Annotated in this window: 16 protein-coding genes; 11 read left to right on the top strand and 5 right to left on the bottom strand. The window is 63.9% G+C overall.

Annotated features, from left to right (window positions below):
- Nucleotides 1–6 precede the first annotated feature (6 nt).
- The 7 genes from NKJ06_RS25025 to amaB all read left to right on the top strand — a co-directional run bounded on the left by NKJ06_RS25025 (nt 7) and on the right by amaB (nt 9,051).
- Nucleotides 7–2,418 carry a circularly permuted type 2 ATP-grasp protein gene (locus NKJ06_RS25025; protein WP_352634893.1) on the top strand — a complete coding sequence of 804 codons (2,412 nt, stop codon included), beginning with the start codon at nt 7–9 and terminating at the stop codon, nt 2,416–2,418.
- A 3-nt stretch (nt 2,419–2,421) separates the two neighbouring features.
- Nucleotides 2,422–3,306, top strand: coding sequence for a transglutaminase family protein (locus tag NKJ06_RS25020; RefSeq protein ID WP_352634891.1), 885 nt, complete (start codon nt 2,422–2,424; stop codon nt 3,304–3,306).
- A 143-nt stretch (nt 3,307–3,449) separates the two neighbouring features.
- Nucleotides 3,450–4,382, top strand: a complete 933-nt coding sequence (locus NKJ06_RS25015) for a glycosyltransferase family 2 protein (RefSeq protein ID WP_352634889.1) — start codon at nt 3,450–3,452, stop codon at nt 4,380–4,382.
- A 107-nt stretch (nt 4,383–4,489) separates the two neighbouring features.
- Nucleotides 4,490–5,596 (top strand): DNA topoisomerase IB, encoded by a 1,107-nt coding sequence (locus NKJ06_RS25010; protein WP_352634887.1) that lies wholly within the window; start codon nt 4,490–4,492, stop codon nt 5,594–5,596.
- A gap of 109 nt (nt 5,597–5,705) precedes the next feature.
- Complete coding sequence (locus NKJ06_RS25005; protein WP_352634885.1) at nt 5,706–6,080, top strand: YciI family protein; 375 nt, start codon at nt 5,706–5,708, stop codon at nt 6,078–6,080.
- On the top strand, nt 6,077–7,351 hold the full coding sequence (locus NKJ06_RS25000) for an RNA polymerase sigma factor (RefSeq protein WP_352634884.1): 1,275 nt from the start codon (nt 6,077–6,079) through the stop codon (nt 7,349–7,351). The genes NKJ06_RS25005 and NKJ06_RS25000 overlap by 4 nt, the downstream gene beginning before the upstream one ends.
- Nucleotides 7,352–7,536: 185 nt before the next feature.
- Complete coding sequence (gene amaB / locus NKJ06_RS24995; RefSeq protein WP_352634882.1) at nt 7,537–9,051, top strand: L-piperidine-6-carboxylate dehydrogenase; 1,515 nt, start codon at nt 7,537–7,539, stop codon at nt 9,049–9,051.
- A gap of 221 nt (nt 9,052–9,272) precedes the next feature.
- On the opposite strand, the gene NKJ06_RS24990 is transcribed toward amaB, so the two are convergent.
- The 5 genes from NKJ06_RS24990 to NKJ06_RS24970 form a co-directional block, all read right to left on the bottom strand.
- The gene (locus NKJ06_RS24990; protein ID WP_352634880.1) at nt 9,273–10,181 is read right to left on the bottom strand and encodes a hypothetical protein; all 909 of its coding nucleotides are present in this window, start codon (nt 10,179–10,181) and stop codon (nt 9,273–9,275) included.
- 197 nt (nt 10,182–10,378) lie between these two features.
- A complete protein-coding gene (locus NKJ06_RS24985; protein ID WP_352810959.1) occupies nt 10,379–11,137 on the bottom strand; it encodes an SDR family NAD(P)-dependent oxidoreductase in 759 nt (252 codons plus the stop codon).
- Nucleotides 11,138–11,231: 94 nt separating this feature from the next.
- A complete protein-coding gene (locus NKJ06_RS24980) occupies nt 11,232–11,579 on the bottom strand; it encodes a hypothetical protein (protein WP_352634876.1) in 348 nt (115 codons plus the stop codon).
- 63 nt (nt 11,580–11,642) lie between these two features.
- Nucleotides 11,643–12,497 carry an endonuclease/exonuclease/phosphatase family protein gene (locus NKJ06_RS24975; RefSeq protein ID WP_352634874.1) on the bottom strand — a complete coding sequence of 285 codons (855 nt, stop codon included), beginning with the start codon at nt 12,495–12,497 and terminating at the stop codon, nt 11,643–11,645.
- A gap of 126 nt (nt 12,498–12,623) precedes the next feature.
- On the bottom strand, nt 12,624–14,087 hold the full coding sequence (locus tag NKJ06_RS24970; protein ID WP_352634872.1) for a phospholipase D-like domain-containing protein: 1,464 nt from the start codon (nt 14,085–14,087) through the stop codon (nt 12,624–12,626).
- On the opposite strand from NKJ06_RS24970, the gene NKJ06_RS24965 reads away from it, so the two are divergent.
- From NKJ06_RS24965 to NKJ06_RS24950, 4 genes are all read left to right on the top strand, one after another.
- Complete coding sequence (locus tag NKJ06_RS24965) at nt 14,086–14,238, top strand: hypothetical protein (protein WP_352634871.1); 153 nt, start codon at nt 14,086–14,088, stop codon at nt 14,236–14,238. The genes NKJ06_RS24970 and NKJ06_RS24965 overlap by 2 nt on opposite strands.
- A gap of 161 nt (nt 14,239–14,399) precedes the next feature.
- Nucleotides 14,400–14,600, top strand: coding sequence for a hypothetical protein (locus NKJ06_RS24960; protein ID WP_352634870.1), 201 nt, complete (start codon nt 14,400–14,402; stop codon nt 14,598–14,600).
- Between the two features lie 753 nt (nt 14,601–15,353).
- A complete protein-coding gene (locus NKJ06_RS24955) occupies nt 15,354–15,770 on the top strand; it encodes a helix-turn-helix transcriptional regulator (RefSeq protein WP_352810955.1) in 417 nt (138 codons plus the stop codon).
- A gap of 211 nt (nt 15,771–15,981) precedes the next feature.
- A partial coding sequence (locus tag NKJ06_RS24950) for a beta strand repeat-containing protein (protein ID WP_352810953.1) occupies nt 15,982–19,619 on the top strand: 3,638 nt, incomplete at its 3' end.

Below are 19,619 nucleotides of genomic sequence, written 5' to 3'. Positions count from 1 at the left end.
TCAACGATGGCAAAGGGGAATCACAAGAGGGTACGCGGCGAGCCGCAGATCCACAGCCTGCTGGAGCACTACCAGCCGATCGACGGGGTCGTCGACGAGATGGTCGATCCATCAGGCAATCCCCGTCCGGCCTGGAAGTACTTTATCGAGGCGCTCGACGAACTGGGGCCTGAAAAGCTTGGCCAGCGTTTCGCCCGCGCTGACCAGTATCTGCGCGATGCCGGCGTCTACTACCGCGTCTATGACAAGGCCGGCGCCAATGAGCGCGAATGGCCGCTGGCGCATGTCCCGGTTCTCATCGAGGAGAGCGAGTGGGCGGCGATCAGCGCCGGCCTCGTGCAGCGCGCCGAATTGTTCGAGGAAACCATCGCCGATATCTACGGGCCGAACCGGCTGGTCGAGAAAGGCATCCTGCCGGCGGGATTGATCGCCGCCAGCCCCGAATATTTGCGGCCTGTCGTCGGGATCAAGCCAGCCGGCGGTCATTTCCTGCATTTCTGTGCCTTCGAACTGGGCCGTGGGCCTGACGGTCAGTGGTGGGTGCTCGGCGACCGCACTCAGGCGCCGTCCGGCGCCGGCTTTGCGCTGGAGAACCGTGTCGCCACCACGCGCGCGCTATCCGACATCTATGGCGAGATGCATGTGCACCGCCTTGCCGGCTTTTTCCGCCGTTTTCGCGACGCGCTGATCGGCATGGCCAAGGAAACCGACGGCCGGGTCGCGATCCTGACGCCGGGGCCGCTCAACGAAACCTATTACGAACACGCCTACATCGCCCGCTACCTCGGCATCATGCTGCTCGAAGGCGAGGATCTGACTGTCTCCGGCGGCAGGCTGATGGTGCGCACGGTTTCCGGCCTGATGCCGATCAGCGTGTTGTGGCGGCGGCTCGACGCCGCCTTCGCCGATCCACTCGAACTGCGCGCGGATTCGCAGATCGGTACGCCGGGCCTGGTCGAAGCGATCCGACAGGGCGCGGTAGCGACCGTCAATGCGCTTGGCTCCGGCCTTATGGAGACGCGCGCGCTGCTCGCCTTCCTGCCCAAGATTTCACGCGCCTTGCGGGGCGAGGAATTGTTGCTGCCAAGTGTCGCGACATGGTGGTGCGGGCAAGCGACCGAGCGCGCGCATGTGCTGGCCAACATCGACCGCATGGTGGTCGGCCCGGCGCTGTCGACGAGGCTGGCCTTCGAGGATGACGACCAGACGAAGCTCGGCTCGGCGCTGTCCACCGGGGAGCGGGCGGAGCTGGTGTCGCGCATCGAACGCGATGGCGGCGACTTCGTTGGCCAGGAAGCAGTGACGCTTTCGACGACGCCCGTCTATGTCGGTGGCTGGCTGGAGCCGCGGCCGGCGAGCCTGCGCGCCTACCTGGCGCGAACACCCGAAGGCTGGACGGTGATGCCGGGGGGATTTGCCCGCGTCGGCCTGTCGCTCGACCCGACGGCGATCGCCATGCAGCGTGGCGGCCAGGCAGCGGATGTCTGGGTTGTCAGCGACAAACCGGTGGAGCGCGAGACGCTGCTGCCGCAAGAAGGCGACAGTTTCACCCGCACCAGGCCCGGCAGCCTGCCCAGCCGTGCGGCGGAGAACCTGACCTGGCTCGGACGCTACATCGAGCGCTCGGAAGACACGGTGCGCATCCTGCGCGCTTATCATGTGCGGCTGGCCGAGACGTCCGATCCGGACATGCCGCTCTTGGCAGACATCAGGGATTATCTCGAACCTTTCGGCATCGACGTCGAAACGGCGATCCCGTCAGGACTTATCGGTACGCTGGATAGTGCGGTCTACAGCGCCGGGCAGATTCGCGACCGCTTTTCGCCCGATGGCTGGCTGGCGCTGAAGGATCTGTCGAAGACCATCCATCAGTTCGCGACGACGGTCGCACCGGGCGACGACGCGACCCGGGCGATGACGGTCATCCTGCGCAAGCTCGCCGGCTTTTCCGGCCTGCTACACGAGAACATGTACCGCTTCGCCGGCTGGCGCTTTCTCGAGATCGGCCGCCGGCTGGAGCGCGGCATCCAGATCGCTCGCACGCTGTCCCGGCTGACCAGTGCCAAGGCGCCCGACGGCGCGCTCGACATGATGCTGGAGATCGGCGACAGCGTGATGACACACCGCCGGCAATATCCGGTGCAGGCCGGCCGGCGCACGGTGATCGACCTGCTGGCGCTCGACCCGCTCAATCCGCGCTCCATCCTGTTCCAGCTCGAAAGGCTGAAGGCCGAGATCGGCCTGTTGCCGTCGCTCGGCGGCGAGGGGCACATGTCGCCGGCGGCGAAGGAAATCCTGCAGCTCAACACCCAGATCGCCATCAAGGAGCCTTCGGACATGACGGCAAAGGCGCTGGACGAGCTCGCCTACGAAATCGGCGGCCTCTACAACAGCCTCGCCAAAGCCTATTTCGGATAAAGCATGCTTTACGACATCAGGCTTCATCTGCATTACGACTATGCCGCGGCGGCCGGCGGCGGCCGCCATCAGATCCGTGTGCTGCCGTCGACGATATCCGGCGTTCAGCGCGTCATCGCCGCATCACTGTCCTTTGCGCCGGCGCCCAACGAGCGTTCTGATTTTTCCGATTTCTTCGGCAACAACGTCACCTCGATCGCCTTTCGCGAGGCGCATGACACGCTCGACATAAGGATGAGCGCACGCGTATCGGTGTCGCGGCCCGAGCCTGGGCTCGACGTGTCACCCGATATTAGCCGGCTCAGGCAGGAACTCGCCGCCGTGCGGTCGCTGGCGCCTGATACACCGCACCATTTCCTGACGGCCAGCACTCATGCCGGCATCGATGCTGCGATCACCGGCTATGCGCGCGACAGCATCGGCGGCTCAGCCGCCGGCACGGCGATGAACCTGTGCAATCGCATCCATCGCGATTTCACCTATGACGGCGAAGCGACCACGGTGCGAACCCGGGCCAGCGATGCCTTCAAGCTGAAGCGCGGTGTCTGCCAGGATTTTTCGCACATCATGATCGCCGGTCTGCGCGGGCTCGGCATTCCGGCCGGCTATGTCAGCGGCTTCCTGCGCACCATCCCGCCGAAAGGCAAACCCCGGCTGGAAGGCGCCGATGCCATGCATGCCTGGGTCAAGGTCTGGTGCGGTCGCGACGCCGGCTGGCAGGAATTCGATCCGACCAACGGCATGCGGGCCAGCAACGACCATATCACCGTCGGCTACGGCCGCGATTATTCGGACGTCGCGCCGATCGTGGGCGTTCTCAAGACCACCGGGGGACAGGTCGGCGAGCAAGCTGTCGACGTCATTCCGGTCGTGCTCGAAAAAGCGTGAAAGCAGGCTTGGTGCAGCGACCTCTTCACTGTAATTCCGGTGGACAAGACTACTTCTCAAACGCTGATGCAGCAGCTACTTTGCATTCGTTTCGAAGTGGATAGTAATTATATTCTTTAAGCGCGTTGGCGCGGGGTTTGAGAGTGATCAGCGTCGTTATTCCTGCCCACAATGCGGCGGCAACCATCGGGGCAACGCTGGCTTCTCTTCGCAGCGAGGCCGAAATCATCGGCGAGATACTGTTGGTCGACGATGCATCGACAGACGGCACGGCAGCCGTGGCGCGGCAGGCCGCGGCGGAGCTGTCGTTGCCGTTGCGCGTGCTGCCGGCCAGTTGCCGCGATGCCGGCGGTGCCCGCAATGTGGCGCTGGCGGAGGCGGTCCATCCCTGGGTATACCTGATCGATGCCGACGACCTGCATCTGCAAGGTGGACTGCACTCGCTGCTGCGGCAGGCGGAGGAGCAGCCGAAGGCCGATATGATCGTGGGCGCCTACCGGCGACGGGTGAACGGCCAGGATCGGCAGATCAAGGTACCGAACGGCTATCGGGCTGCATGCCTGGCAAACGCTTCGGCCTATGTGAAAGGCGACATACGGTCGGTCGCCGTGGGCAGCGTCCTGGCATCCCGAGCCCTGATCGGCGAGACGAGGTTCCCGGTCGGATTGGCCTATGACGAGGACACGCTGTTCTGGGCGCGGCTGATGAGCAAGGCATCGCTGGCCATGGTTTCGCAGCCCGTCATGGTCTATGAGGTTTCGCCGGCGCGTTCCGATGACCGCTTTGCGATCAACCCGGTACGGCGCTTCCTGGATTGGCGCCGACAATTGCGCACGCTTGTCGACTGCAACATCCCGATGTCGGCGCTCAAGACCAGGGAAGGGCTCGTCGCCCTCAAGATCGCCCGGGTCCACTATGCGCGCGGCGATCTGGACACCGCGGCACGCTTCCTGGCAGTGGCCGCGGCTGCGCCGAAGCGGCGCTCGGAAGCCTGGCGCTGTCTTCGCTACAGGTTCAAACTCGCGGCGCGGCGGCGTTTGTCCGCGCCATCGATCCAGCTGCAGGGCGCTCTGTAGGCGCCAGTCCCCCCGGGACAACACATCGCCGCCACAGGCTTTTCGGACGGCGTGTGGAACCAGCAATCGGCCAACAGCTTATCTACGGATATTTGCGTGGAGCCGACATGCTGCAAAAATCCGGATTGTCGCACAACCGGCCGGCTGACGAAGACGCTGTGCCGAAAAATGGCGCGCCGAAGAACGGGGCGCAGAGTTCAGCCGATCATGCGTCGCTTACCTATGTCAGCGATGCCGAGCCCGGTATCCGGCGGCTAAAGACAGGCAAGGGGTTTTCCTACAAAGGTCCGGACGGGCGGGCGGTTCTGGACGCCACCAGGGCGCGCATCGAGGCGATCGTCATTCCGCCGGCCTGGACGGATGTGTGGATTTCGCCCGACGCCGACGGCCATATCCAGGCAACGGGCAGGGACCAGCGCGGACGCAAGCAATACCGCTACCATCCGCAATGGGCCGAAGAACGCGACGGCGCCAAATATTCGAGCCTTGTCGCCTTTGCCGAAAGCCTGCCGAAACTGCGGCGCAGGATCGACAACGATCTGCGCCGTCGTGGTCTGCCGCCCGAGCGTGTCGTCGCCGCGGTCGTCTGGCTGCTCGACAACACGATGATCCGGGTCGGCAATGCCGCCTACGCCCGCGACAACAAGAGCTTCGGGCTGACCACGTTGCGCGACCGCCACGTCGATATCGTCGGTTCAAGCCTGCGGTTTGCCTTCCAGGGCAAGTCCGGCAAGGAATGGAAGCTGAAGCTGATCGACCGCCGGATCGCTGGAATCGTGCGCGGCGCGCAGGACCTGCCGGGCCAGAAGCTGTTCCAGTATCTCGATGAGGACGGCGGCAGGCGACCGGTCCGCTCCGAGGACGTCAATCGCTATATCCGCGAGGCCGCCGGCGATGCGTTCAGTTCGAAGCATTTCCGCACATGGGGCGGCACCATCCATGCCGCGTCGCTGTTTGCACAAACGGAATTGCCGGAAAGCCAGGCACAGCAAAAGCGGGTAATGAACAGCGTCATCGACAAGGTTGCCGAGCGGCTGGGCAACACGCGTGCCGTCTGCCGCAAATGCTACATCCATCCGCAGGTCTTCGAAGCATGGTCAGAGGGGCGGTTGCTCGACGAAATGGCGCGGGCCAGCAAGCGCAAGCGCTCGATCGATGGTCTGGACGATGAGGAAGCGCTCGTGCTGCGATGGCTGAAGGTGCGCGAAAGCTGACTGGCGGCGACCGGCGGTCGCCAAATCCGCCGCATCGGGATTTTTTTATCGACGCCGTGTCGGGATCGGTCTTACTGTTTCGTCCTTTGACAGAGAAAAAGGACCTGCCATGCTCTACGCAATCCTCTGCTATGCTTCCGAAGATGTCGTCTGCTCCTGGAGCAAGGCACAGGACGACGAGGTCATGGCCAATCTCCGCGACGTCCAGGACAAATATGTCAAGGCCGGCAGGCTTGGTCCGGTGGCAAGGCTCTTGCCGACCACGGCCGCGACGACTCTGAGGAGGGTCAAGGGCGAAGCGGTCGTCATCGACGGTCCGTTTGCCGAGACCAAGGAACAATTCCTCGGCTTCTACACGCTCGAATGCGCCGATCTCGACGAGGCCGTGGAATTCGCTCGCGAACTTTCCGAGGTCAATCCGAGTGGCGGCTCTTACGAGATCCGGCCGGTCTCGGTCTTCAACCGCAACAAGGTCCCGGCATGACCGAACTTGCCTGGATCAGCTCCGCGATCAGCGCCGCCCGCCCTCAGGCGATGGGCGCGCTGCTGCGTTATTTCCGCGATCTCGACACGGCGGAGGAAGCTTTCCAGGATGCGTGCCTCAGGGCCATCAAGAACTGGCCGCAGAACGGGCCGCCGCGTGATCCCGCGGCCTGGCTGATCTTTGTCGGCCGCAACAGCGGCATCGATGCGGTGCGCAAGCGCGCCAAGCAGGCGCCGATGCCGGAGGAAGACCAGATCTCGGACCTGGAAGACGCCGAAAGCGATATCGCCGAGCGGCTGGACGGGGCGCATTACCGCGATGACATCCTTCGGCTGCTGTTCATCTGCTGCCATCCCGACCTGCCGGCAACGCAGCAGATCGCGGTGGCGCTGCGGATTGTCTCGGGCCTCACCGTCAAGCAGATCGCGCGCGCCTTCCTGGTTGGCGAAAGCGCCATGGAGCAGCGCATCACCCGCGCCAAGGCGCGCATTGCGGACGCCGGCGTGCCGTTCGAGACGCCGGGCGCAGTCGAGCGGTCGGAACGGCTCGCCGCCGTCGCCGCCATGGTCTACCTGATCTTCAACGAAGGCTATTCGACCAATAGCGGCGAGGCGCCGGCCCGTGCGCCGCTGTGCGAAGAGGCGATCCGGCTGGCACGGCTGTTGCTGCGGCTGTTCCAGACCGAGCCGGAGATCATGGGGCTGACGGCGCTGCTGCTTCTGCAGCATGCGCGCGCACCGGCCCGTTTCGACGAGAGCGGCGAGATCGTGCTGCTCGAGGATCAGGACCGCGGCCTGTGGAGCCGCAAGATGATCGATGAGGGGCTGGCACTGGTCGACAAGGCGCTGCGCCATCGCAAGCCCGGCCCCTATCAGGTGCAGGCGGCTATTGCCGCACTGCATGCGCGGGCCGAAAAGGCCGAGGACACCGACTGGAACGAGATCGATCTGCTCTACCGTTTGCTCGAGCAGATGCAGCCGTCGCCGGTGATCACGCTCAACCGGGCCGTCGCCGTCTCGAAGGTGCGTGGACCGGCAGAGGCGCTCGCCATGATCGAGCCGCTGGAAGAACGGCTTTCCGGCTATTTCCACTTCTTCGGCCTCAAGGGTGGGCTTCTGATGCAGCTTGACCGGGGCGAGGAGGCGCGTGTCGCCTTCGACCGCGCCATTGCGCTTGCCAACACAGCGGCGGAAGCCGCCCATATCCGCATGCATATCGACCGGCTGATGAAGGACGGTGCCGTTCGCGCACCGACGCAAAAGGCAAACTGAACGCCGTCTGCTCGTCTGGCTCAATCGTGTCGCCAGGGCTTGGACCATCGCGGGGTGGCGATTCTTCCCTGAAACGAGTAATGCCACGCCATGACTGTGCCCGAAGTGCCGACCGGCACGCGGGCGAAATTGCGCAAGCATTGGTTCAACGCCATCTGATGGCGGTGAATCTGAAAGGGACAAAAATGACGATAGCGACGGAAACCACGGAGCTTCTGGCGAAACTGGGTGTGGCCAAGGAGGCACTTGTCGGCGGCGACCTGATCGTGCGCAGCCCGGTGACGGGCGAGCAGATCGCGGCGCTGAAGACGATCTCGCCGGCTGATGCGGCCAAGGCGATCGACGCCGCGCACAAGGCCTTCCAGGCTTGGCGGATGGTGCCGGGCCCGCGCCGCGGCGAACTGGTGCGGTTGCTCGGCGAGGAGTTGCGCGCGCACAAGGCCGAGCTTGGCCGGCTGGTCTCGATCGAGGTCGGCAAGATCCCGTCCGAGGGGCTCGGCGAAGTGCAGGAAATGATCGACATCTGCGATTTCGCCGTCGGCCTCTCCCGGCAGTTGTACGGCCTGACCATCGCCACCGAGCGCCCGGGCCATCGCATGATGGAAACCTGGCATCCACTCGGCGTCGTTGGCGTCATTTCCGCCTTCAACTTCCCGGTCGCGGTGTGGTCGTGGAACGCCGCATTGGCGCTGGTCTGCGGCGATGCGGTGGTGTGGAAGCCGTCGGAGAAGACGCCGCTGACGGCGCTTGCCTGCGAAGCTATCTTCAAACGCGCGGTAAAGCGTTTCGGTGCTGACGCGCCGCAGGGACTGGCGCCGGTGCTGATCGGTGATCGTGCCGTCGGCGAGATCCTGGTCGATCACCCCAAAGTGCCGCTGGTTTCGGCCACCGGCTCGACCCGCATGGGCCGCGATGTCGGCCCACGGCTGGCCAAGCGCTTTGCGCGCGCGGTGCTGGAGCTTGGCGGCAACAATGCCGGCATCGTCTGCCCGACCGCCGATCTCGACATGGCGCTGCGCGCGATTGCCTTTGGTGCGATGGGCACGGCGGGCCAGCGCTGCACGACGCTGCGGCGCCTGTTCGTGCATGACAGCGTCTACGACGCCCTGGTTCCACGTCTCAAGAAGGCTTACGAGAGCGTCTCGGTCGGCAATCCGCTGGAGACCTCCTCGCTGGTCGGGCCGCTGATCGACAAGGCCGCCTTCGACGCCATGCAGAAGGCGCTGAAGGAAGCCGCCGCCCACGGTGGCAAGGTGACCGGCGGCGCGCGCGTCGAGAACGGTCACCCGGATGCCTATTACGTGCATCCGGCCCTGGTCGAGATGCAAAGCCAGGTTTCCCCGGTGACGGAAGAGACCTTCGCGCCGATACTCTATGTGATGAAATATTCGGATTTCGACACCGTGCTCGACGAGCACAATGCGGTGGGCGCCGGCCTGTCGTCGTCGATCTTCACCCGCGACCTGCAGGAGTCCGAGCGCTTCCTTGGTGTCGATGGGTCGGACTGCGGCATTGCCAATGTCAACATCGGCACTTCGGGCGCCGAGATCGGTGGTGCCTTTGGCGGCGAAAAGGAAACCGGCGGCGGCCGCGAGAGCGGCTCCGATGCGTGGAAGGCCTATATGCGGCGCGCCACCAACACGGTGAATTATTCCAAGGCGCTGCCGCTCGCCCAGGGCGTCTCGTTCGATATCGATTGACGAGGGGCCGGGGCATCGGCGGTGTCGGCAGCTTTTGTGCCGGCAGCTTTTCACGATAGGAATTTTTTCTTGACTCCGTGCCCTCAGCTATGGTACATATTTGTCCATGGTGCTGATTTGCGCCAGTGACCCGCCGCGCAGGCGGGTTTTTCGTTTCCGTCAGCCAACGCGCCGGCGAAGTTCGTTGCCCTGGGCGTCTCTGCACGGGGATGCCCAGCCGATCAGCTACCTGCCGGCTGGCCAAAAGCCGCGTCGAAAGCGGCATCGACTATGGCCAGCTTGGCGGCCTGGACGGTCATGTATTCCTGGTAGAAGGTGTTCGACACCCACATCACCGAATGGCCGCGCTGGCCGAGCCAGCCGATGCTGCCGAGATTCTCGGCAGCGCGCAGTTTGCGGGCAAGGTGAGTTCGCGACAGCTTGAGCCATTTGGCGAAATCGCCGATCGAAACCACGCTGGTCGCAATCCGCTCCAGCCCGGCATGATCGGGGTCGATGCCCGACATCAGCCAGTCCATGACGATGCCGCCATTGTTGAGCCAGATGAACAGGGAAAAGGTCTGATTGGGTTCGCGCACCGGCTTGGAGGCAAGCAGTCCGTCCGCCACCAGAGGCTGCAGCCTGGCAACCATCTCGGGGTGCTCCAGGAACCTGGCCAAGCGGTCAGCACCGTCGAGGCGATCCAGCGTCCGCAAATGGGCAAGGACCCAGCCGGTAAAAGTCTGCACGGTTGCCGCCGTCGGCTGCAAAGGGTGGGTGCGGCCGTCGCCACCCGACACATACTCGGCAATGTGGTAGTGCAGCATCTCCTTGATGAAAGCGTCCGCCGTGTTGCGGCTGGCCACCGCGTGCTGGTGCACGACTTCGATGAAACGCGATACCGTCAGCTCCTTGCGACGGTCGCGCGGGTCGCGCCTGAAATGCATGGCAAGACCGACATGGCCCATCAGCCAGCGCTGCTGCGTGGCAAAAATCGAGGCCAGCCGCGGGCTGTCCTGATAGATCTGGATCAGCGCCAGCGACTGCTCCTGAACGTAGCGATGCAACGCCGGATGGCCGGCAATGTCTTCCAATTTCAGCGCCACCTCCTGGTGTTCCGGCTCAACTCCAAAGAGAGTTGCGTTCCACATTTTTCAGCCTTCGGCAGCTGTGTCCAGAGGGTATCATAGCGAGGTTAGGCCCTGTCCGGGTAGCGACCGGTTCATGACGCCGGGCCCCTTAAAGTTGCCGGAGGCGCCGTGCAATCATTGCGATGCGCGGTCAGCCGTTTGGATAGAGTCATTCGCCGATGTTTCTCTGTTATCGCAGCCGGCAGCGGGTGTGTTGGCTACATGCGCATCAGCAGGCCGCCATCGACGGCAAGCTCGATGCCGGTGATGTAGCTCGCCGCGTCGGAAAGCAGGAACAGGGCCGCGTTGGCCATGTCCTGCGGCGTGCCGATGCGTCCGAGCGGCGCGTAGCTTGCAACGGCCGAACGCTTTTCCTCGGTGTCCCAGCGCGCCTGCAGCGGGGTCAGCGCCATGCCGGGGCAGATGGCGTTGGAGCGGATGCGCTCGCCGGCCAACTGCATAGCGAGCGATTTGGAGAGCGCGCAGACGCCGGCCTTCGATGCCTGGTAGGCGTCCTGTGGGTTGGCGTCGCCGCGATACCACTGGATGGTCGAGAAATGCACCATGGCACCGCCGCGACCGCCCGATCGCATATGCGGCACGACCGACCGCGCCGTGTGCACGAAGGATTTCAAATTGATCCTGAACACTTCGTCCCAGACGTCGAGATCCATCTCGAGCGCCGATCTGTCGCGGCCGAACCACAGCACGCCGGCAACATTGGCGAGATAGTCGATGCCGCCGCGCTCGCGGCCCGCCGTACCGACCGCCTGTTCGACAAAGGCGGCGTCGGTGAGATCGCCCTGCGCGAAGGTGAGCCTGTCGTCATAGGCGGCGAGGGACGCTGGGCGCGGCTTGACGTCGATGGCGGTGACGGCGGCGCCGTCATCTAGCAGCGCCAGCGTGATCGCCTCGCCCATACCGCCGCCTGCGCCGGCGACGACCGCGTGCCTGCCGGTGAAATCGTAAGCGATCATCCGACCCCCTCGTCTGCTTCCGTCGAAACGCTTGATCGAGGGGACAATAGGGCAAACCCACCGGCTTTCGCCAGCCGGTTGGCCCGGCCAAAGATCAGCCGCAGACGCGGACCTCCTCGATCACCCTGTGGTGGTGGCGCCAGTGCTTGATCAGTTCGATGTGGCAGCGGTGATGCCGGTGGTGGCGGCGATATTCGCCGTCGTTGTAGTCGCCATATTGCGCGTTCTGGTCGTCATCATACCGGTTGTCGTAAATACGCCGGTCGTGATGGCGGCGAACGATGATTTCGCCATTGTCGAACTGATTATCCGGTGAATACTGGTCATCAGGTGAATATTGATCGTCGTCGGACTGGATAATCACGCTTGCGGCTTGCGTCGGTGCCACCACCGCGGCCGTTGCGGCAAATGCCAATATGGAAGCTAAAATCAATTTCTTCATTCGGTCCTCCTGCGAATCCAAGACCTATCAACTCGTGGAAGAGCCGGGCGTTCCACAGAGCATCTACACGCTTTGCGACGCCTGGGACATCAAACTGTTATCGGCGTCAGCCATGCGCTCCAGTTGGACAAAGGCCGTCAACGGCAGATGGTCCGATGCAACCCGCGAAAGCGGCGTGTCATGCGCGTCGACGGCGGCAATCATGCCATGCCTGTTGGCCATGATGCGATCGAGCGCCAGCAGCGGCAGGTTCGAGGGGAAGGTGGGGACCGCCGGCGGCTGCGGGCCGAACGTCGCATGCAGCGTGTTGAGCGCGGAGCGGTTGCCGAGGCGCCATTCGTTGAGGTCGCCGAGCAGCAAGGTCGGCTTTTCATCAGGGCTGTTCATCAGGTCGAGCACGACACGTGCCTGCTGGGAGCGCGAGCGGCGCAGCAGGCCGAGATGGGCGGCGATGACGCGCAGCGTCTGGCTTCCATCGAGGTCGATCTCCGCCACCAACGCGCCACGCGGCTCCAGGCCCGGAAGTTTGATCTGGTGCACGTCACGAACGACGCCCTTCTTGAACAGCAAGACATTGCCATGCCAGCCATGGCCCTTGCCGGTCGCGGAAATCGGCACCGGAACAAGGCCGGTTTCGCGCTCGAGCCGAGCCAGGTCGAGAAGCCCAACACGGTCGCCGAAGCGGTTGTCGGCCTCCTGCAACGCAATGACATCCGGATCGATCTCGCGGATGACGCGGACGGTCCGCTCCGGGTCGAACTTCCTGTCGACGCCGATGCATTTGTGGACATTGTAGGAGGCAACCAGCGTGCCGGTGATGGCCGTGGTCTTGTGTGCGGCAACGTTTGCCTTCTGCATCCGGCGGTCACGAATGGATAACAGCATGCTTGCCGGGAGGCTGCGTCCGGTCACGCGCATCGTGTGCCTGCCATGGCCGCTGCTTTCACCATGCCCCTCAAATAGAGTCTTTCAGTCTATATTCCATGATCGGCATCAAACTATCCGCCTAACACGTCGTTTTGTTTAAGATGGGGTGAACCCATCTTAGAGATAGGGCGAACCGAGCCAGAGGGCCCGGTCGAACAGTCTGATGAGGAACGGCCTAGCCTTCAACGCTTCCAGCGTGACCGGCACGGCCGTCTCGAGCGCCGACCGGATGCGCGCTTCGATCTCGCTGGCAAAGCCGGCGTCGAGGATCTCGAGGTCGATCTCAAAATTCAGCCGCAGCGACCGGGCGTCGAGATTGGAAGAGCCGACATAGGCCCACACGCCGTCGATCGAAACCAGTTTCGAATGGTCGAAAGGTCCTTCCGTGCGCCAGACACGGCAATAATGCTTCAGCACCTGGTCGAATTGCGCCGTCATGGCACGGTCGACCAGGAAAAGGTTGTTCACCGCCGGCACAACGATGTCGATTTCGACACCTCGCCTGCCCGCGGTTATCAGCGCACTGATCAGTTCGCGATCCGGCAGGAAATAGGGCGACATCAGGCGGATCGATTTGCGGGCTACGGAGAATGCACCGATCAGCAGTTTGTGGTTGGTTTCGTTGCTGGCATCCGGGCCGGAAGCGACCGCCCGCACCAGCATCGGCACACCGGGCGGCGGTGACAGCGGGGCAATTCGCCAGTCATCGCCCTTCAGCGCTTCCTTGGTAGCGAAACGCCAGTCCTCGGCGGCGACCGAAAAGAGGTCGGCGACGACCGGACCGGTCACCCGAAAATGTGTGTCCCTGGCGCTGTTGGAGCCGGCGAATTCGGCGGAGAAGCCCTTGCGGATGTTCATGCCGCCGGTGAAGGCGACCATGCCGTCGACCACGAGAATCTTCCGGTGGGTCCTGAGATTGGCATAGGGCAGGCGCAGACCCATGACGAGGTTGCCGTTGAAGAGATCGGCGGTGATGTTGGCCTCGCGCAAATGCCCCAGGATGCTCGGTACGGAGTAGCGGGCGCCCACGGCATCGATCAGCACGCGAACGGCGACGCCACGCCGGACGGCGCCGGCCAGCGCTTCGACGAAGAGCAGGCCAACGGCATCATTGTCGAAAATATAGGTTTCGAGCAGGATGCTGCGTTCGGCGCCATCGATCGCCGCGCCCATGGCCGCATAGGCCTCGTCGCCGGTCTCCAGCACCTCTATTGCATTTCCCGGAGTGAGTGCACGCCGCGCCACCCTGTCACCCAGTGTTCTCAAGCCGGTGAACCGCGGCCCGTATCGCTCGACGATCAGGGCCTCTTCGGCGGCGACGTCGCGCTCATGCTTGGCGGACACCCGGTCGCCGGCAAGCGGACGCTGCGCGGTGATCGTGGCGCGACGGATGCGGTTGATGCCGGCGACGGCATAGATCAGCACGCCGAGGATGGGCGACAGCACCATGACGCCGACCCAGCCGGTGGCGGCGCGGACATCCTCCTTGGTCATGACGGCGTGAACGATGCCGACGGTCGCCATCACCACGGAGATGACCGCGAAAATTTGGGGCCAGTGAGTCGCCAGGGTCTCCAACATGGCCGAGACTATCCAGCGAGCGATTGCAGAAGGCAATGCGGCCGATCATGCGCTGGAAGTGATGTTGCCAGCCATCTTGCGATGGCAAGCGTTCGATGTTGCGAAGAGATACTCAGTGCCGGCGACAGGCAGCCTGGTCGAAGAATTGTAACCTTGGGCAGAGTGGCGAAGCATAGAGACGACCTGACGCAACGTCATTCTATGCAGCCACCGGTTGTCGAAGGCTTCCTATGCTTGGCGGCGGACTTGTTGTATGCAAGCGGGAATAAAAACAAGGACGAACGTTTCGGTCGAGGGCGAGGGGAGCGCCGAATGGTGAAATTCAACTTCAATAGGCCTCCTGGAGATGACGCCGCCGTCGACATGTCGGCCGAATGTCAGAACCAATTGCTGCCTCTCGTGCGTGAGATCGTCCAGGCGGCGGTCGCGGCCGGGTGGAGCGAGGAGGATGTTCTTCTGGGTTTTGTGGAACTTGCGTGGGATCTGTACGAGCAGCGTCGCAATGGTTCCTAGCGATCCGGGCGCAACCGGCTAACTTTATCCCGCGTTGTCGCCTGGCCGCAGGTGGCAAAACCAGGTCGCAGGCCGGCGGAGCCTCGATGCGGCCTTCATATCAGCGTTCGGCACCGTGCGGAAATGAGTCGCCGATTCATACCAAGACTGATGAACGAAAACGCGTTGACGAGGAGGACCTCGCGACCGCCGGAAAAAAATGTTCTTGAATTTCCTCTTTGGGTCATTTTTTTCCTTTTATCCCAAACAAAAATTTTTCTTTGCGCACGGGAGTTCTTCCTCATCCGAGGCGTGTGCGTTACGTTGATTTGGGGCGTGGGCTAAGGGGATTTCAGGCGGCAGGCAGAGCGGCTGAGGCGAGGCGGATGAAAAATGCGGACGAAGCCCGGGAAAGCGGCGTTTCCCGGGGCGTCGGTCGGGTGCGGACAGCTCGACATGTGTTCGATATAATTCCTGAAAGTGCAGGCCCCAGAGGGGCCACCCCGCGGGACAACGCGATATACTTCGTCCGTGGCCCTGGATCGCAGAAGTTCCTCGCCACGGAGCATTCCCTTGGGATTGTGCCGGCGCATGCATCCGGGCTGACCTGGATCATCGGTGCCGAGGCCAGTCGCCCGTTTCGTGCTGATCTCTCTCGTTTGCGAAGCAGAGCCAGCATAAGTCGGTCCGACCAATCACGAATTGTTTTCTTGAGGGAACAGAAGATGCGCCCTCAGGTTGATTTCCGTATGGGAGGTATCGGCAGACTGAAGGATGCGGCGCGATGACGATACCCTGGAATGGGCTTCCGGAGCCGATATGATGCGGCAGCCGACACTGAACGTGAAAGGCGGACTTTCGGTCCGCGGTGCACGCAGGGTGCAGGAGTTCCTGAACGAGAACTTTTCGCGCAAGCTGGCGCTGGCCGAGATGGCCGCGGTTTGCGGGTTTTCGCCCTACCATTTTGTGCGGGCTTTCGCCAAAACGTTCGGGGTGCCGCCGCATCAATATGTTCTTGACCTGCGGCTGGACTTCGCCGAAAGGCTGCTTCTCGACAAGCGCCTGACGATCGCCGACATCGCTCATTTGAGCGGGTTCTCAAGCCAGAGCCATTTTACTACGATCATGAAGAAATACCGGCAGGTAACGCCGTTACAGGCGCGGATAGGCAAGATTAAGCGCGAAGCTTAAACCGCAGCTAAATTGCACAAGTTCTGAACTATGCGCGGCTGACCTCTTATTGAAGGTTCGGCTAAAGTAACGGGCTGTTAACCTATGCCGGGCTGCGGCGATATTTTCTCACGAGACAGCAATTTCCTGAAATACCGCAGGCAGGAATCATGTCTTCCTGCTGTCGAGCGGAATTGTCAGACATTTCGTGCCGGCCAGCGGAGAGGGAACCATGACCGACAATCGCATTTCGAGTGACTCGTTCGTCCGGAATCGGGCGGTGAACTTCACCGGGCAGTGGGTCGCGGGTGCCGATCGCGGCTCGCGTTCGGGACGCCGCCGCCTGATGGCGGTGCTGCGCATGGCCCACCGCGTGCTCGGCCTCGGCCGCAAGAATATGGGTCTGGGAACGCTGGGCGTCGGCGGGATGTCGGCGGCGGCGCTTGCCGTGGTGGGGATCATGATCCCGCAAACGGCTTTCGCGCAGCTTGCCATCGGTAATGGGGTTCTGACCAACACTGCGAACTGCACGACTCCCTCTGCCGGGGGGGCAAGCACAGCTATCGGTTGCGGCAGCGTCGCCGCCGGTTCCTCCTCAACTGCTGTCGGCACGGGAGCCCGCGTGAATGGCGACGACGGCGTGGCGATGGGCACGGGTGCCACGGCAACAGGCAACGCTTCGATCGCCATCGGCTACACGATGAGTGCCAATGGCCTCAATGCCATAGGCATAGGTGTCTTTGCAGGCGCAACCGGCGTCAACGCCCTCGCCCTGGGCGGGAACGCCAAGGCCAACGGGGACGGAGCAAGCTCCATTGGCGTCAATTCAGTTGCAACCACAGGCGCAGCCGCGTTTGGCCTGAACGCGCGTGCCGACGGAACGAACTCGACGGCGATCGGCTATGTTACCCGGGCGACCGGACTGCGCGCCACCGCGCTCGGGTTCGGCGCAACAGCGTCCGGGCTGGATTCGCTTGCCCAAGGTAATAGCGCCGTCGCAAGCAACCAGAATGCCATCGCCATCGGATTCCAGGCGAACGCGACCGCGATCAACGCCGTCAATCTTGGCAACAGAACCGTTGCGGGAATGGGCGCCCTTCAAGAGAGCGCCATCGCCATCGGCACGGACGTGAGGGCGTCTCAGGTTGACGCTATCGCGATAGGACGTCAATCCATTGCGTCTGCAGGAAACGCGGTGGCTCTGGGCAAGAACGCGGCGGCCTCGGGCGCTGCCTCCATGGCGCTGGGGTCAGGCGCGGCCTCGACCGCCACCAATTCGTTAGCGGTCGGCGTCAACACACAGGCCACGGGAGCCGGCTCCAGCGCCCTAGGCACATTCTCGATTGCTTCGGGAGCGAACTCGACCGCCGTCGGCAACGCAACTGCCAGCGGTGACCGTTCGTTCGCCGGCGGTCGTTTGGCAACTGCCGGGGGCGCCGATTCCATCGCTATCGGCACGACGGCCAACTCGGCAGGGGTAAGCTCCGCAGCCGTCGGCAACCTGGCCGACGCTTCGGGCAACTTCGCCCTGGCATTGGGCAATGGTGCTGTGTCAAGTGGAGTGGGCTCGGTCGCGGCGGGCTCTGGAGCCCAGGCCACGGACGTCTCCACCACGGCGCTCGGCAACAACGCCGCGGCGACCGCCGCAAATGCCAGCGCGCTGGGATTGGGCGCCACGGCTAGCGGAACATACGCCACTTCGCTTGGTTCCACCTCCAAGGCCACCGGTGCCGGTGCATTCGCGGGCGGCCGTTCGACCACTGCCCAAGGCGACGATTCCGTCGCCATCGGCACGACGTCCTTCGCGGCAGCGGCGAGCTCGACAGCAATCGGAGCGGGTGCGGTGACGCTCGACGTAAATGCGATCGCCATCGGCACCGCCGCCGGCGCGGACACCGCCGACGCGATCGCCATTGGCACCAGTGCGTACGCAAGCGGCGGTAAGGCAGTGGCAATCGGCGCGGACAACGTTGCCTATGGCGACGGCGCGGTGGCCATAGGCGATCCGAGCTTCGCCAGCGGCACCGGCGCCTTCACCGGCGGTGCCAACAACATCGCCAACAGCGATGGCACGGCGAGCGCCACCGCGGCCAATATGGCCAACGGCGCGGTCGCCATCGGCAACAACAACAAGGCCATCGGGCAAGGCTCGGTGGCGCTGGGCAACGGCTCCACCGCGGGCGCTGCCGGCCTTGCGGGCAATGTCGCGCTCGGCGACGGCGCTACCGCGGCGGCGAGTTCCGGCGACGTGGCGCTCGGCTCTGGCTCGGTCACCACCACGGCCGTCGGCACAGCGAGCGGGGCGGTCAACGGCACGACCTATGCGTTCCAGGGCACCAACCCAACCTCGACGGTCAGCATCGGCGCGGTCGGCGCCGAGCGCACCCTGACCAACCTGGCGGCGGGGCGCATCAGTGCGCTCTCGACGGATGCGATCAACGGCTCGCAGCTCTTCGCCACCAACCAGGCGGTCGACGCCATCGGTGCTGCCATCACCAACATCAATATCGGCGGCATCAAGTATTTCCATGCCAACTCGACGGCAGCGGATTCCTTGGCAACGGGTACGGACTCCGTCGCGATTGGACCTGTCGCGACCGCGACCGGGACGAACGCCATCGCGGCCGGTACCAATTCGATCGCCTCCGACGCCAATGCCTCGGCTTTCGGCAGCGGCGCCGTCGCATCGGCCCTCGACGCAACGGCGATGGGCTACATATCCAAGGCCTCGGGCCAATACAGCACCGCTATCGGCGCTAACGCCAACGCGACAGCCACGTCCAGCACGGCGATCGGCCAGAATGCGTTTGCCACCGGCTTTCAGGCCGCGGCTCTTGGCGCGGGTGCGAATGCCGGCGCCCAGAATGCGCTCGCGCTGGGCGCCCTCTCCAGTGCCGGCAATGCAGGCGACGTCGCGCTCGGCTCGGGCTCGGTCACGGCCGTGACGGTCGGCACGCCCAGCACCGTGATCAACGGAACGACCTACGCCTTCCAGGGCACTACTCCGACCTCGACGGTCAGCGTCGGCGCGGTCGGCGCCGAGCGCACCATCACCAACGTCGCGGCAGGGCGGATCAGCGGGTCCTCGACGGATGCGATCAACGGTTCGCAGCTTTTCGCCACCAACCAGGCCGTCGACGCCATCGGCACCACGCTCAGCACGATCGGCGGTTCCCTAACCAATCTCGGCGCCACGATCACCAACCTCGCCGGCGACACCTCGACCGCCTATACCGACGCCAATGGCATCGGCATTCGCTACGCCCGCACCAACGAGGCCGGCCTGGCGCAGACCGATTCCTTCGCGCAAGGCGTGGGCTCCACCGCCGTCGGCTATCAGGCGACCGCCACCGGCGACAGCGCGCTGGCGCTCGGCCGCGACAGCAATGTCAGCATCGACGGTGGCGTGGCGCTCGGTTCCGGTTCGGTCTCGGATCGTGCGGTAGCGCCCGTATCGGGATCGGTTCTCGCCGGCACCGGCCTCGTTCCCTTCAACACCACCGACAAGACACTGCTCGGCGCCGTCTCGGTGGGCACCTCAACGTCCTATCGCCAGATCACCAATGTGGCCGACGGCACGGAGGACCAGGACGCGGTCTCGCTTCGCCAGTTGAAGGGCGCGCTGAGCTCTTTCGCGGTGACAGGGACCAAGTATTTCCACGCCAATTCGACGGCATCGGACTCGGTCGCGGTCGGCGTCGATTCGGTTGCGGTTGGTCCGCGCACGACCGTCAACGGCGACAACGGCATCGGCATCGGCAACGGCGCCATCGTGCAGCAGACGGCGCCGGGAGGCATCGCGATCGGCCAGAACGCGACGGTCAATCAGGCCGACAGCATTGCTTTCGGCACGAACTCGACCGCCAATGG

The sequence above is a fragment of the Mesorhizobium sp. M0293 genome (assembly GCF_040321735.1).
Classification (GTDB): Bacteria; Pseudomonadota; Alphaproteobacteria; order Rhizobiales; family Rhizobiaceae; genus Mesorhizobium.
This window is presented reverse-complemented; position numbering and strand designations above follow the sequence as displayed.

Coding starts and splice junctions, on each gene's coding strand:
- NKJ06_RS24975 (WP_352634874.1), bottom strand. CDS start 12,497: ATGCGCGTGACCGGACGCAGCCTCCCGGCAAGCATGCTGTTATCCATT.
- NKJ06_RS24965 (WP_352634871.1), top strand. CDS start 14,086: ATGGCCGAGACTATCCAGCGAGCGATTGCAGAAGGCAATGCGGCCGAT.
- NKJ06_RS24980 (WP_352634876.1), bottom strand. CDS start 11,579: ATGAAGAAATTGATTTTAGCTTCCATATTGGCATTTGCCGCAACGGCC.
- NKJ06_RS24960 (WP_352634870.1), top strand. CDS start 14,400: ATGGTGAAATTCAACTTCAATAGGCCTCCTGGAGATGACGCCGCCGTC.
- NKJ06_RS25020 (WP_352634891.1), top strand. CDS start 2,422: ATGCTTTACGACATCAGGCTTCATCTGCATTACGACTATGCCGCGGCG.
- NKJ06_RS24985 (WP_352810959.1), bottom strand. CDS start 11,137: ATGATCGCTTACGATTTCACCGGCAGGCACGCGGTCGTCGCCGGCGCA.
- NKJ06_RS25005 (WP_352634885.1), top strand. CDS start 5,706: ATGCTCTACGCAATCCTCTGCTATGCTTCCGAAGATGTCGTCTGCTCC.
- NKJ06_RS24955 (WP_352810955.1), top strand. CDS start 15,354: ATGCGGCGCGATGACGATACCCTGGAATGGGCTTCCGGAGCCGATATG.
- NKJ06_RS24970 (WP_352634872.1), bottom strand. CDS start 14,087: ATGTTGGAGACCCTGGCGACTCACTGGCCCCAAATTTTCGCGGTCATC.
- NKJ06_RS25025 (WP_352634893.1), top strand. CDS start 7: ATGGCAAAGGGGAATCACAAGAGGGTACGCGGCGAGCCGCAGATCCAC.
- amaB (WP_352634882.1), top strand. CDS start 7,537: ATGACGATAGCGACGGAAACCACGGAGCTTCTGGCGAAACTGGGTGTG.
- NKJ06_RS24990 (WP_352634880.1), bottom strand. CDS start 10,181: ATGTGGAACGCAACTCTCTTTGGAGTTGAGCCGGAACACCAGGAGGTG.
- NKJ06_RS25010 (WP_352634887.1), top strand. CDS start 4,490: ATGCTGCAAAAATCCGGATTGTCGCACAACCGGCCGGCTGACGAAGAC.
- NKJ06_RS25000 (WP_352634884.1), top strand. CDS start 6,077: ATGACCGAACTTGCCTGGATCAGCTCCGCGATCAGCGCCGCCCGCCCT.